We start from the raw sequence: 13,300 nt of genomic DNA, 5'->3' as shown, positions 1-13,300 counted from the left end.
CTCTCAGGCGCGGACCAGCAGGGCCACCGGCAGCTGCCGGAACAGGTCCGCCACGCGCGCGTGACCGCTGAACCGCCGCCCCGGGGTGAGCAGTTCCGTCCACTCGCCCGCCGGGAGCGGCAGCTCCGTCTCCCGCCACCCGCCCGCGTCGGCCAGCCGCAGCGACAACCGGGTCACCGCCACCACCACCTGGCCCGAGCGCCCGAAGGCGACACAGTGGCCCTCGGCCGGCCCCTCGGCGGACAGCGGCTCGTAGGTCGCCGCCCCGCCGAACCACTCCGGGTGCTCCCTGCGCAGGCGCAGGGCCACCCGCGTGAGCGCCGCCTTCTCCTCGGAGAGCTCGCCCCGCTCCTTCGCGTCGAACCGGGCGGGCTCCCGGTTGTCGGGGTCCACCAGGGCGCGGTACTCGTGCTCGGTGCCCTGGTACAGGTCCGGGACGCCCGGCATGGTGAGGTGGACCAGGGCCGCCCCCAGGATGTTCGCCCGCACGTGGGGCGCGAGGTCCGCCATGAAGCGCAGCACCTCGTCCCCGGGCGGGCCGCACGGGCCCGACGCCACGAAGTCCCGGACCGCGCTCTCATAGGCGGGGTCCTGTTCCGTCCACGTCGTGAACAGGCCCGCCTCGCGCGCGTGCTTGAGCAACGCCCCCTGGAGCCGCTCCGGATCCGCGGGGCCCAGCCCGGCCACCGTCTGCCACGCCGCCCACGCCAGCTGCGGATCGGGGGAGCTCGTGCCGCCGCCCTGCGCGGTCTGCTCCGTCACCCGGGCCAGCAGCGTCTCCCACGGTCCTGGGCACTGGGTGAGGGCTGCGACGCCCGCCCGCACATCCGCGCTCCGCTTCGTGTCGTGCGTCGACAGGACCGTCGACGTGTACGGCCAGTCCCGCTGCACGCGCGCGCAGTACGCATGGAACGCCCCGGCCGGGACCGCCGGATTGCGGGGGCTGCCGCCCACCTCGAGGGCCGACAGCAGCGGCGTGTGCCGGTAGAACGCCGTGTCCTCGACCGACTTGGCCCGCAGCGCCGACGCGGTCTGCGCGAACCGCGCCCGGAACGCCGTGTGCAGGGGTCCGTCGCCGTGCCGGCCGAGCGCCAGGTCCCGTACGGCGTCGACCGCGCCGGCCTCCTCCTCCACGGTGAACGCCGTTTTCGCGTCGGCGGCGTCGGAGGCGGTCAGCACCGTCTCCGGATCGGCGCCCCCCGTCACGTACGGCCGGTACACGGGGACGCGCACCAGCAGCTCGCGCAGGGCCGTACGCAGCGCCCAGGGCGCGTGGTCGCGCAGCCCGGGCGTCAGGACGCACAGGGCGGCCGCCTCGCGCGTCAGCCGGTCCACCTCGGTGGCCAGCTCATGGGTGACGACGCGGTGGGCGGCGCGCCGGGCGGTCGCCGCCCACTGGCCGCCCCGGTCGGCCGTGACGCCCGTGAAGCGGCGGAACAGGCCGAGGAGCTCGTCCGCCCCCGCCGGGTCGGTGAACAGCCCGTCGATGTGGCGCAGCGCGTCGTACCCGGTGGTGCCGGCCACCGGCCACGCGGCGGGGAGGTGTTCGTCGTCCTCCAGGATCTTCTCGACGACGGTCCACCGGCCGCCCGTCGCGTCACTCAGCCGCTGCAAATAGGCGCCCGGGTCGGCGAGCCCGTCGGGATGGTCGATGCGCAGGCCCTCGACGACGCCCTCGCGCAGGAGCCGCAGGATCGTCGCGTGGGTCGCCTCGAAGACCTCGGGGTCCTCCATGCGCACCCCGATCAGGTCGGAGATCGTGAAGAAGCGCCGGTAGTTCAGCTCCGTCCGGGCCAGGCGCCACCAGGCCAGGCGGTACCACTGGGCGTCCAGCAGCTGGGGCAGCGGCAGCGTACGGGTGCCTTCGCGCAGGGGGAACTCGTGCTCGTAGTAGCGCAGCACGTCCCCCTCCACCTTCATGTGGGGCAGTTCGTCCCCGAGGCGGCCACCGAGGACGGGCAGCAGCACCCGGCCGCCCTGCGCCTCCCAGTCGATGTCGAACCAGCGCGCGTACGGGGACGAGGGTCCGTCGCGCAGCACCTCGTGGAGCGGACGGTTGTACCGGACGGAGGCGGCCATGTGGTTGGGCACGATGTCCACGACGAGGCCCAGGCCGTGCTCGTGCGCCGCGCCGGCGAGGACGCGCAGTCCGTCCTCGCCGCCGAGTTCGCCGCGCACGCGCGCGCAGTCCACCACGTCATAGCCGTGCGTCGACCCGGGCACGGCCTCGAGGACCGGCGACAGGTGCAGGTGGGAGACCCCCAGAGAGGCCAGATACGGGACGGCGGCCGCGGCCGCGGCGAAACCGAGATCAGGTTGCAGCTGGAGCCGGTAGGTGGCCGTCGGGAGCTGTGGCGTCATGCGCATCTACTTACCCCCACCGCCGCCTTTCGTGCGTTCACCGCATGCGCGCGGCGCGCCGCGCGCATGCGGTGCGACACCCGGCGCACCCACCGCCCCGGCCGCTACGCGGGGCGCCGCAGCACCATGAGGCTCCGCCCGATCAGCGTCAGCCGGTCACCCGCCTGCACCTTCGGACCGTCGTCGGGCGGCAGCCCGGTCGCCAGCGCCGTGTCGACGACCGCCTGCCACTGCCGGCCGTGATCGACCGGCACCACGAACTCCAACTTGTCCGGCGAGGCGTTGACCAGCAGCAGGAACGAGTCGTCCATGATGCGCTCGCCCCGCGCGCCCGGCTCCGAGATCGCGTTGCCGTTCAGGAACACCGAGAGCGCGCGGGCCTGCGCGGCGCCCCAGTCCCGCTGCGTCATCTCCTCGCCCTCGGGGGTGAACCAGGCGATGTCCGACAGCTCGTCGTGCGTGCCCTCCACCGGGCGGCCGTGGAAGAAGCGGCGCCTGCGGAACACCGGGTGCTCGCGGCGCAGCCGCACCATCGCGCGCGTGAACTCCAGGAAGGGCTCCGGCGGGGCGTCCGGATCCGCCCAGCGCAGCCACGCCACCTCGTTGTCCTGGCAGTACGCGTTGTTGTTGCCGCCCTGGGTGCGCCCGAACTCGTCGCCGTGGCTGAGCATCGGCACGCCCTGCGACAGCATCAGCGTGGCCACGAAGTTACGCATCTGGCGGGCCCGGAGTTCGAGCACCTCCGGATCGTCGGTGTCGCCCTCGGTGCCGCAGTTCCACGACCGGTTGTGGCTCTCGCCGTCCCGGTTCTCCTCCCCGTTGGCGTCGTTGTGCTTGTCGTTGTACGAGACCAGGTCGTGCAGGGTGAAACCGTCGTGGCAGGTCACGAAGTTTATGGAGGCGAGCGGGCGGCGGCCGTCGTCCTGGTAGAGGTCCGACGAGCCGGTGAGCCGGCCCGCGAACTCGGCGAGGGTGCGCGGCTCGCCCCGCCAAAGGTCCCGTACGGTGTCGCGGTACTTGCCGTTCCACTCGGTCCACAGCGGCGGGAAGTTCCCCACCTGGTAGCCGCCCTCGCCGACGTCCCACGGCTCCGCGATCAGCTTCACGCGCGAGACCACCGGGTCCTGCTGCACCAGGTCGAAGAAGGACGACAGCCGGTCCACCTCGTGGAACTGGCGCGCCAGCGTGGCCGCCAGGTCGAACCGGAACCCGTCGACGTGCATCTCCTCCACCCAGTAGCGCAGCGAGTCCATGATCATCTGGAGGACGTGCGGGGACCGCATGAGCAGCGAGTTCCCGGTCCCCGTGGTGTCCATGTAGTACCGCGGATCCTCGGCCAGCCGGTAGTACGACGGATTGTCGAGGCCCTTGAAGGAAAGCGTCGGGCCCAGGTCGTTGCCCTCGGCCGTGTGGTTGTAGACGACGTCGAGGATGACCTCGATGCCCGCCTGGTGCAGCGCCCGCACCGCCGACTTGAACTCCAGGACCTGCTCGCCCCGGTCGCCCCAGGACGCGTAGGTGTTGTGCGGGGCGAAGAAGCCGATCGTGTTGTAGCCCCAGTAGTTGTTCAGGCCCATCTCGACCAGCCGGTGATCGTTGACGAACTGATGGACCGGCATCAACTCCAGCGCCGTGACCCCCAGTTCGGTGAGGTGCTCGATGATCGCGGGGTGCGCGAGCGCCGCGTACGTGCCGCGCAGCTCCTCCGGCAGCGCCGGATGCCGCATCGTCAGCCCCTTGACGTGCGCCTCGTAGAGCACCGTCTCGTGGTACTCGGTGCGCGGCAGCCGGTCGTCGCCCCAGTCGAAGTAGGGGTTCACCACGACCGACGCCATCATGTGCGGCGCCGAGTCGAGGTCGTTGCGCTCCTGCGGTGAGCCGAACGGGTAGCCGTACACCGCCTCCGTCCAGTCGACGCGCCCGCTGATGGCGCGCGCGTACGGATCGAGGAGCAGCTTCGCGGAGTTGCAGCGCAACCCGCGCGAGGGATCGTAGGGGCCGTGCGCACGGTAGCCGTACCGCTGCCCCGGCATGACGCCGGGGAGGTAGGCATGCCGGACGAACGCGTCGGACTCCCTCAGCTCCACCGCGGTCTCCGAACCGTCGTCGTGCAGAAGGCACAACTCGATCCGGTCCGCGGTTTCGGAGAAGACCGCGAAGTTCGTACCGGCACCGTCGTACGTGGCACCGAGTGGATACGCCTGTCCAGGCCACACCTGCATGCTGACGACTCTTCCACTTCCGGCCCGGTGGTCCGGGCGACACAGTTGAGTCTCTCCCCCGAAAGTGGCGGAACCACCTACGAGTTGGACCCCTCTTACAGGACGACCACGTATACCGGCATGCCCACACGCGTGGCTGCCGGGGAAGCAGGGGGAAGATGTGCGCGAGCTAGCAAGACGCCATCTCGGGAAGCTGGTGGCCACAGTGGCCCTGGCGGCCGCCGGAGGAGCCGTCGTGATGGGCGCGAGCCTGTCGGGGAGCGGCGCGGACGCCGGGGACGCGACCAGGGCGGGGGCGGCCCAGCGGGACGCGGTGGCCCCGGAAGGCCGGGTCGAGGCGGCACCGGCCGAGGGTGCCAAGGGCATCGGCAGGGACCCGCTCACCGACGCCGAGATCGACCGCGCGGAGAAGCTGGCGGTGGCGAACAACAATCTGCGCAGGAACGCCCGGGACGTCGACGGCGCCCGCGGTCCCCAGCACCTCTCCACCAACCTGACGGAGATCGACCCGAACCTCACGGGCGCGGCTGCGGGGCAGCGCCGCGCGGAGGTCGTCTCCTACGACTACAAGAGCGACTCCGTCGTCACCAAGACCGTCAATCTCGACACGGGCAAGGTCGAGGACACCCGCACCGACCAGGGTGTGCAGCCACCGCCCAGCCAGGACGAACTGGCCGAAGCGGCACAGCTGTTGATAGCCGACCGGCTCGGCGCCGACCTCAAGAACGACTACCGGGACGCCACCGGAAAGCAGCTCACCTCCGCGGGTCAGCTGCGGCTCAGCGGCATGGTGTTCCGCAAGGAGACCGTCGCGAAGGTGCCCTCCGACCTCACCGGCTGCGGGAAGCACCGCTGCCTGCGCGTCATCGCCAAGGTCGAGAGCGGGCCGTGGATCGACACCCGTGCCCTCGTCGTCGACCTGAGCGACCGCACGGTCGGCCGCCTCTCCTGAGCGCCGTTCCGTCACCGACCCCTCCACACGTTTCTCCTGCACAAGGGAGCCCTTCCGTATGCACGTCAACAGAGCCCGGCGCGCCCGCAAACGGCCCGCTGTCGTCTTCTCCGGCCTCGCGGTCACCGCGCTGCTCGGCACCGCCCTCGTCACCGCTCCTTCCGCCACGGCCGCTCCCGCGGCCCCACCCCGGCCTGCTGCCGCCGCGCCCGCCTGCTCGGCCGCGTACCAGATCGAGCAGACCCTCGACGGCGGTACCACCTGGCGCATGTGCTGGCACTACAACACCCTCTCCGGCCTCGTCCTGGACAGTGTGAGCTACCAGCCCAAGAGCGAGCCGAAGCCGATCCGTGTCCTCACCAGTGCCCGCCTGGCGCAGGTCCATGTCCCCTACGACGACGGGGAAGCCGAGTACGACGACATCACCGGCACCGACTTCGGCCAGGCCCTGCAGAACCTCAGGCCGGCCGAGTGTCCCGGCGGCACCATCAAGACCGTCAAGGTCCCGAACCGGGGCGACGTGACGGGCCTGTGCACCACCACGCGTGCGCGTGGGCACGCGTACCGGCTCAACGACGACGAGTCGACCGGCGGCAGCGGCAAGCTGTACAGCGCCCAGGGCAAGGACCTGCTGGTCTATACCGTCAACAAGGCGTCCTGGTACGAGTACATCACCGAGTGGCGCTTCTCCTCCGACGGCACCATCACCTCCAACGTCGGCGCGACCGGCAGCCTCTCCCCGTACGACTACAAGGGCACCGACGGCAAGGGCTGGCCCATAGGCAAGGGGGCGAGCGCCTACGCCGAGAGCCACAACCACAACGTCTTCTGGCGGCTCAACTTCGGCCTGGACGGCTCCGACAAGCACAAGGTCGAGCAGTACGACTCCACGGTGACCCCGCCGCGCGGCGGCGGCACGCCCACCACGAAGACCACCAGGACCCCCGTCACCAAGGAACTCACCGGTGACGCCAAGGACATGCGCTGGTGGCGCGTGGTCTCCACGGCCGGCAAGAACAAGGACGGGCACGCCAGGTCCTACGAGTTCGTGCCCGGCCGCTCCGCCAAGTACCCCGGGCGCTCGTTCACCAAGCACGACGTGTACTTCACCGAGTACAAGAAGTGCGAGCAGTACGCCAGCGACAACCCCGCGGCGAACTGCGGTGGCACAAGCGTCGACAAGTGGGTCAACGGCCAAACACTGAACCACCCGATCACCTGGGTCAACATCGGGTTCCACCACATAGCCCGGGACGAGGACCAGCAGCCCATGCCGGTCCACTGGCAGGGCTTCTCCCTTGCCCCCAGGGACGTGACCGCTATGAGCCCGCTCACTCCCGCCGATCTCGCGGACCAGAACGGCGTGCCCGTCAACGGGAGTTGAGAAACTGTCCTTCCCATCGGGCTGCACCGCCCACCGCTCCCGGAGTACCCTTCCTTGATCGTTGCTGGGGGAGTGCTCGACAAGCTCGGGGGAGCGGAAGGCGGTGCGGAGCGGGTGAGCTCGGGAGGTCTTGAGCTTCCCCCTGGTGACGAGGGTCACGAGGGCGAGGAGGGTGCCGGGGTGGCTGCCCCGGACATCCCGCCCGGAGCGGTGTCGCTGGCTCGGCCCATGGATGTGGGATCGCAGATCGGCCCCGAGCTGGACTGGGGGACCGACGCCTGGCGTGAGGTCCGTACGCGCGCCCAACGAGCGGGGCGCGCGTACATCTGGCTGAATCTGGTGGAGCAGCGGCTGCGCGCCGTCGTCGCGGCCGTGCTGCGCCCCGTCTACGAGCCCGTGCACGGCGACGACTGGGTCGTGGCCGCGGCCGGGCCCGCCGGGCAGGAGTGGGTGCAGCGGGCCGTCGCCGTGCGCGAGGTCAGCCGCCGCAAGGGCTATCTCCTCGACCCGGCCGACGACAATGTGCTGTCCTTCCTGACGCTCCCGCAACTGCGCGAGCTGATGGTGCAGCACTGGCCGTGTTTCGAGCCGTACTTCGACGACCGGCGCGATGTCGAGCTCGCCCTGGACGAGCTGGAGGTCACCCGCAACGTGGTCTCCCGCAACCGCGCCCTGTCCGAGACGGTCCTCGCCCAGGCCGAGCGGGCCTCCGCCCGCCTCCTGGAGATGCTCGGCGCGGGCTCCGACGTCCCCTCGGCCCGCCGGCTGCCGATCGACGCCGTGGAGAGCCTGGTCGGTGACCGGTTCGCCGACGTCGTGGGCGTCCACTCGGACCGGGTGCGCCTCCTGCGCCAGTTCCCGGCCGAGGACCTCTTCGGCGGCGCCCGGCGGCTCGACGCGATCGGGATCGGGCTGAACCTCCTCGTCCAGAACTTCTCGGGGCGCCGCCTGATGCGTCTCGCCGAGTCGGGCTGCCGCACCAGGCTCCTCTTCCTCAACCCGGCGTCCAGCTCGGTCAAGCGGCGCGAACGGGAACTCGGGATCAAGCGGGGCGAGTTGAGCCGCGCGGTCGAGATGAACATTCTGCACATGCGGCGGGTGAGGGCCCGGCTGCGCGATCCCGGCGCGTTCGAGATCCAGGTCTTCGACGAGACGCCGCGCTTCACCGCGTACCTCGTCGACGGCGACGGTTCCGACGGCGTCGGGGTCGTCCAGTCCTATCTGCGCCGGGCCCGCGGGATGGAGGCGCCGGTGCTGGTCCTGCGCGGCGGCGGACGCCTCGTCAAGGCGGGCGCTTCGGCCGACACGGGAGAGAACGGCCTGTTCGTGACATACCGGGACGAGTTCGAGCAGGCGTGGGCGGACGGCCGCCCGGTCTCGTAGCCGCCCGGAAGCGGTGCCGGACGGATTGTCAGTGGCGCGTGCGAAGGTGGTGGTCACTGGGGGAACGCACCACGAGAAGGGGGCTGCCATGGGCTGGCACCACGAGCTGTTGGTCGGCTTCGATCTGGAGACGACGGGGACGGATCCGCGCGAGGCGCGCATCGTCACCGGCGCCGTCATAGAGGTCAGGGACGGCGCCGTCCTCGGCCACCGGCAGTGGCTCGCCGACCCCGGCGTACCCATCCCGGACGACGCCGTCGCCGTCCACGGGATCAGCAACGAACGAGCGAGGGCGGAGGGCGCGCCGGCCGACCGGGTCGCGGACGCCATCGCCGACGTGCTGGTCGGGTACTGGAGCACAGGCGTCCCGGTGGTCGCGTACAACGCGGCGTTCGACCTGACCCTGCTCTGCGCCGAGCTGGCCAGGTACGGCCTGCCGCCACTGCGCGAGCGTCTCGGCGGGACGGAGCCGGCCCCGGTGATCGACCCGTACACGATCGACCGCACCGCCGACCGCTACCGCCGCGGCAAGCGGAACCTGGAGGCGGTCTGCACCGAGTACGGGGTCCCGCTCGACGCCGCGCACGACGCCTCGGCGGACGCCCTGGCCGCGGCGCTGCTCGCCCGCGCGATAGGCGACCGCCACCCGAAGGTCGCCTCCCTCGGCCCGGCGGAGCTGCACCGCCGACAGGTGGAGTGGTACGCGGAGTGGGCGGCGGACTTCCAGAACTTCCTGCGGAAGAAGGGCGACGCGACAGCGGTGGTGGACCCGGCCTGGCCGATACGCGCCTACAGCGCCTCCGGCGTCTGAGGGCCTCGGGCCCGGGCGAAAAGGGCCAGGCCGAAAAGGGTCAGAACGGGTACCAGCGCACGGCCGTGTCCCCGTCCCGCAGCGACGCCACCCGCCGCCCGAACTCCGCCAGCGCGGCAGGGTTACCGGGCGCGTGCTGCGCGACCCACGCACAGGACGCGGTCTCCCGCGCCCCGCGCAGCACCCCGCACCCGCCCCACTCCCGCACATCCCACCCGTACGCGGAGACGAACCCGTCATAGGCCGCCGCGGGCAGACCGTACCGGTCCCGCGACAGCGCCATCACCACCAGATCGTGCTCGCGCAGGTCCGACGAGAACGTCTCCAGGTCGACAAGGACAGGGCCCTCGGGCCCGATGTGCACATTGCGGGGCAGGGCGTCACCGTGGATCGGGCCGGGGGCGAGGTGCGGGGTCAGCGCGGCGGCGGCCGCCGCGAACCCGTCGCGCCGCTCGCGAAGGTACGCCGCGTCCGCCGGGTCGATCGCGTCGCCCGCGAGCCGCAGCCACCGCTCGACGCCGCCCAGCAACTCCCGCCGGGGCAGCGTGAACCCGGTGGGCGCCGGCAGCGCGTGCACCAGCTTCAGCAGCTCCGCCAGATCGCGCGGCTCCGCGGGCCGCGCCGACGCCGGGATGCGGTGCCACACCGTCACCGGGTGCCCGTCGACGACCAGCGGCTCGGCCTTCGCCGCCCGCACGGCCGGCACGCCGTGCTCAGCGAGGTACGCGGCGATGGCCAGCTCCCGGCGGGCCCGGTCCAGGAGCTCGGGCGCCAGATCGGTGCCGCGCCCCACCTTGACGACGAGATCACCGGCGGCGAACACCGCGTTCTCGCCGAGCGCGAGCAGTTCGGCGCCGCCCGCCGGACCGTCCACGACGCCCGCCCGGGCCAGCACGTCCCGTGCCCGTACCTCGTCCACCACTAGCCTCCCGCGTTCCGGCCTGTACCGCGCCAGTCTCCCACCCCGTCCCGATGTCTTGACGCCGCAGGAGCGCGTCAGCACGATGACGGAGGCCGCCGGGGCGGCCGGAAGCGTCAGAGCCTGTCTTCGAGAGCCGTCCGCACCGCGAGAGCCGTCCGCACCGCCCGAAGGAGCCGCTCCGTGACCTCGGCGACCGCACAAGCACCGGCGCAGCGGCCCGCGGCCGCCGGACGGCGCGGGGAGCACGGCGCCTGGTTCCTGGTGCTGCCCGCGCTGCTGCCGATCCTGGTCCTGAGCGTCGGACCGCTGCTGTACGGGATCGGGCTCGCCTTCACCGACTCCCAGTCCGGCCGCACCACGGCGACCCGGTGGGTCGGCGCCCTCAACTTCCGTGACCTCCTCCACGACACCCTCTTTTGGGAGTCGTTCCGCATCGGCCTGCTCTGGGCAGTCGGGGTGACGGTCCCGCAGTTCCTCCTCGCTCTCGGCCTGGCGCTGCTGCTCGCTCAGGACCTGCGCCTGCGCTGGCTGGCGCGGGCCCTCGCGATCGTGCCGTGGGCGATGCCGGAGGTCGTCGTCGGCATCATGTGGCGCCTCGTCTACCACCCGGACGCGGGCATCCTCAACGAGACGCTCCGCGATCTCGGCCTCGGCGACGGACGCGACTGGCTCACCGGGCTCGCCACCGCACTGCCCGCCGTCATCGTCGTCGGCATCTGGGCGGGCATGCCGCAGACCACGGTCGCGCTGCTCGCCGGGCTCCAGCACACCCCGCGCGAGCTGCACGAGGCGGCGGCCATGGACGGGGCGGGCGCCTGGCGCCGGTTCCGCACGGTGACCTGGCCCGCGATCCGGCCGGTGGCGCTGGCCGTCAGCGCGCTCAACTTCATCTGGAACTTCAACTCCTTCGCCCTGGTCTACGTCCTGACCAACGGCGGCCCCGGCGGCCGGACCCGGCTGCCCATGCTGTTCGCGTACGAAGAGGCGTTCCGCTACGGGCAGTTCGGCTACGCGGCGGCGATGGGCTGCGTCATGGTCGCCGTCATCTCGATCCTTCTCGCCCTCTACCTCGTGGGCCGCCTGAAGGGAGGCGACGAGCAGTGATGAAGCCGTCGAGGCCCGCCCGCGCGGGCCAGTACCTCGCGCTCCTGGCCTATCTCGTCTTCCTCGTCTTCCCGTTCCTGTGGCTGATCTCCACCGCGTTCAAACCGCCGCGGGAACTCGCGAGCCTGCACCCCACCTGGTTCCCCAAGGACCCCACCCTCGCCAACTTCCGGCAGGCCTTCGACGAGCAGCCCCTGCTCCGCGCGGCCGGCAACTCCTTGCTGGTGGCGGTCAGTACGGCCGTGATCGCGATCGTCATCGCGACCCCGATGGCGTACGTCATGGCGCGCCACCGCTCGCTCGTCTCCCGGGCGACGACCGGCTGGGTGGTCGTCAGCCAGGCGTTCCCGTTCGTCCTGGTGATCATCCCGCTGTTCCTGATCCTCAAGAACCTCCGCCTGATCAACACCCTGCCGGGTCTGATCCTGGTGTACGTGGTGTGGGCGCTGCCCTTCGCGCTGTGGATGCTGGTCGGCTACGTCCGCGCCGTGCCACGTGAGCTGGAGGAGGCCGCGGCCGTCGACGGGGCGGGCCGGCTGCGCGTCCTGGTCTCCGTGACGGCACCGCTCCTCGCGCCCGGCATCGTCGCGACGGGGCTGTTCGCGTTCATCAGCGCGTGGAACGAGTTCTTCTTCGCCCTCGTCCTGATGAAGACCCCGGAGCGGCAGACGCTGCCGGTGATCCTCACCCACTTCCTCGGCGCCGAGGGCGTCGCCGACCTCGGCCCGCTCGCCGCAGGGGCGTTCCTGGCGACGCTGCCGTCGCTGGTGATCTTCGCCGTCATCCAGAAACGCATCGCGGGCGGCATGCTGGCAGGAGCGGTGAAGTGATGCGCAACGTAAGGCAGTTGACCCTCGCTCTCGCCGCGTCCCTGACGCTGCTGCTGGCCGGCTGCTCCTCGGGTACGGACTCCGACGGCGGCCCCGTCACCCTCGAATTCCAGTCGCTGGCCTGGCAGAAGGAGTCCGTCGACGTCAATAAGCAGCTGGTGAGGGAGTGGAACGCGGCGCACCCCGGCATCCAGGTCAGATACGTACAGGGCAGCTGGGACAGCGTTCACGACCAGTTGCTCACCTCCTTCGAGGGCGGCGAGGCGCCCGACATCATCCATGACGCCTCCGACGACCTGGCCGATTTCGCCTACGGCGGCTACCTGGCCGATCTGCGTGACTACCTGCCCGCGCGCCTCAACTCGGACATCCCGCGGCGCAGTTGGGAGACGGCCACGTTCGGCGACGGGGTCTACGGGGTGCCGTTTCTCCAGGAGCCGCGCGTGCTCGTCGCCGACGCGAAGCGGCTGAAGGCGTCGGGCGTCCGCATCCCGACCCCGCGACGGCCGTGGAGCTGGGCCGAGTTCCGGCGGGTCACCGAGCGGCTCAGCGGCGACGGCAGGTACGGAGTGGCCTGGCCGCTGAAGGAACCCGTGTCGGCGACGCTGAACCTGTCGCTGTCCACGGGCGGGCAGCTGTTCCACCGGGGCGCGGACGGCAAGGTGAGGGTGCGGTTCGGCGCGGCGGACGCGGTGGTGCCGCGCACCGTGCATGACCAGGTGAACGTCGACGCCAGCGCGTCCGGCACGACGCTCGGCATGGGCGGTTCCGACACGCTCCCCGGGTTCTTCGCGGGCAAGTACGCGATGGTGCCGCTCGGGTTCTCCTACCGGCAGCAGATCGTGCAGCAGGCGCCCGAGGGGTTCGACTGGCAGGTGCTGCCCGCGCCGGCCGGCGCCGACGGACTCGCCCAGGGCGTCAGCCCGCAGACCCTGTCCGTCGCCGAGGACAGCCCGCACAAGAAGGAGGCGGCACGGTTCATCGACTTCTTCCTCCAGCCGCGCAACATGGTGCGGCTCGCCCTCGGGGACTGGATGCTGCCCACCGGTACGCGCGCCCTCGCGGACCCCGCGCTGCGCACCCCGAAGAACGACTGGGCGACCGGTACGGCGCTCGCCGCCCACCTGCGCTCGGCGCCCGCCCAGTCCGTGCGCGGCTACCCCGAGTGGAAGGACAAGGTGGCCACCCCCGCGCTCCAGGAGTACTACAGCGGCGCGATCGATCTGCGCGAGCTGCGGCACCGCCTGGTCGACGACGGGAATCTGGTGCTCGCCCGGTACCAGAGATAGGGGGCCAGGCGACCACGTACTTGCACGAGACGTCTCGTCTCG

Annotated in this window: 10 protein-coding genes; 7 read left to right on the top strand and 3 right to left on the bottom strand. The window is 71.6% G+C overall.

From position 1 onward, the window contains the following. Positions 1 to 3: 3 nt before the first annotated feature. A complete protein-coding gene (gene treY, locus ACZ45E_RS04790) occupies positions 4 to 2,361 on the bottom strand; it encodes a malto-oligosyltrehalose synthase (RefSeq protein WP_468216553.1) in 2,358 nt (785 codons plus the stop codon). 104 nt (positions 2,362 to 2,465) lie between these two features. Further along, positions 2,466 to 4,583 (bottom strand): glycogen debranching protein GlgX, encoded by a 2,118-nt coding sequence (glgX, locus tag ACZ45E_RS04785; protein ID WP_468216551.1) that lies wholly within the window; start codon positions 4,581 to 4,583, stop codon positions 2,466 to 2,468. Positions 4,584 to 4,779: 196 nt separating this feature from the next. On the opposite strand from glgX, the gene ACZ45E_RS04780 reads away from it, so the two are divergent. The 4 genes from ACZ45E_RS04780 to ACZ45E_RS04765 all read left to right on the top strand — a co-directional run bounded on the left by ACZ45E_RS04780 (position 4,780) and on the right by ACZ45E_RS04765 (position 9,113). Next, entirely contained in the window at positions 4,780 to 5,535 is a 756-nt protein-coding gene (locus ACZ45E_RS04780; RefSeq protein ID WP_468216549.1) for a Tat pathway signal sequence domain protein, read from the top strand. A gap of 58 nt (positions 5,536 to 5,593) precedes the next feature. Continuing rightward, on the top strand, positions 5,594 to 6,919 hold the full coding sequence (locus tag ACZ45E_RS04775) for a copper amine oxidase (protein WP_468216546.1): 1,326 nt from the start codon (positions 5,594 to 5,596) through the stop codon (positions 6,917 to 6,919). Between the two features lie 114 nt (positions 6,920 to 7,033). Continuing rightward, positions 7,034 to 8,302, top strand: a complete 1,269-nt coding sequence (locus tag ACZ45E_RS04770; RefSeq protein ID WP_468216544.1) for an SAV2148 family HEPN domain-containing protein — start codon at positions 7,034 to 7,036, stop codon at positions 8,300 to 8,302. Between the two features lie 88 nt (positions 8,303 to 8,390). Next, positions 8,391 to 9,113, top strand: a complete 723-nt coding sequence (locus ACZ45E_RS04765) for an exonuclease domain-containing protein (RefSeq protein ID WP_468216541.1) — start codon at positions 8,391 to 8,393, stop codon at positions 9,111 to 9,113. 40 nt (positions 9,114 to 9,153) lie between these two features. On the opposite strand, the gene ACZ45E_RS04760 is transcribed toward ACZ45E_RS04765, so the two are convergent. Then, positions 9,154 to 10,032, bottom strand: coding sequence for a phosphotransferase enzyme family protein (locus tag ACZ45E_RS04760; protein WP_468216539.1), 879 nt, complete (start codon positions 10,030 to 10,032; stop codon positions 9,154 to 9,156). Between the two features lie 183 nt (positions 10,033 to 10,215). Here ACZ45E_RS04760 and ACZ45E_RS04755 point away from each other — a divergent pair, with 183 nt between their 5' ends. From ACZ45E_RS04755 to ACZ45E_RS04745, 3 genes are read left to right on the top strand one after another with little or no spacing between them, the layout of a single operon-like run. Further along, the gene (locus ACZ45E_RS04755; protein WP_468216537.1) at positions 10,216 to 11,139 is read left to right on the top strand and encodes a carbohydrate ABC transporter permease; all 924 of its coding nucleotides are present in this window, start codon (positions 10,216 to 10,218) and stop codon (positions 11,137 to 11,139) included. Next, complete coding sequence (locus tag ACZ45E_RS04750; RefSeq protein ID WP_468217131.1) at positions 11,139 to 11,969, top strand: carbohydrate ABC transporter permease; 831 nt, start codon at positions 11,139 to 11,141, stop codon at positions 11,967 to 11,969. The genes ACZ45E_RS04755 and ACZ45E_RS04750 overlap by 1 nt, the downstream gene beginning before the upstream one ends. After that, on the top strand, positions 11,969 to 13,258 hold the full coding sequence (locus ACZ45E_RS04745) for an ABC transporter substrate-binding protein (RefSeq protein ID WP_468216534.1): 1,290 nt from the start codon (positions 11,969 to 11,971) through the stop codon (positions 13,256 to 13,258). The genes ACZ45E_RS04750 and ACZ45E_RS04745 overlap by 1 nt, the downstream gene beginning before the upstream one ends. The last annotated feature ends 42 nt before the right edge of the window (positions 13,259 to 13,300 follow it).

It is taken from the genome of Streptomyces sp. NPDC030991 (genome assembly GCF_055571235.1).
This window is presented reverse-complemented; position numbering and strand designations above follow the sequence as displayed.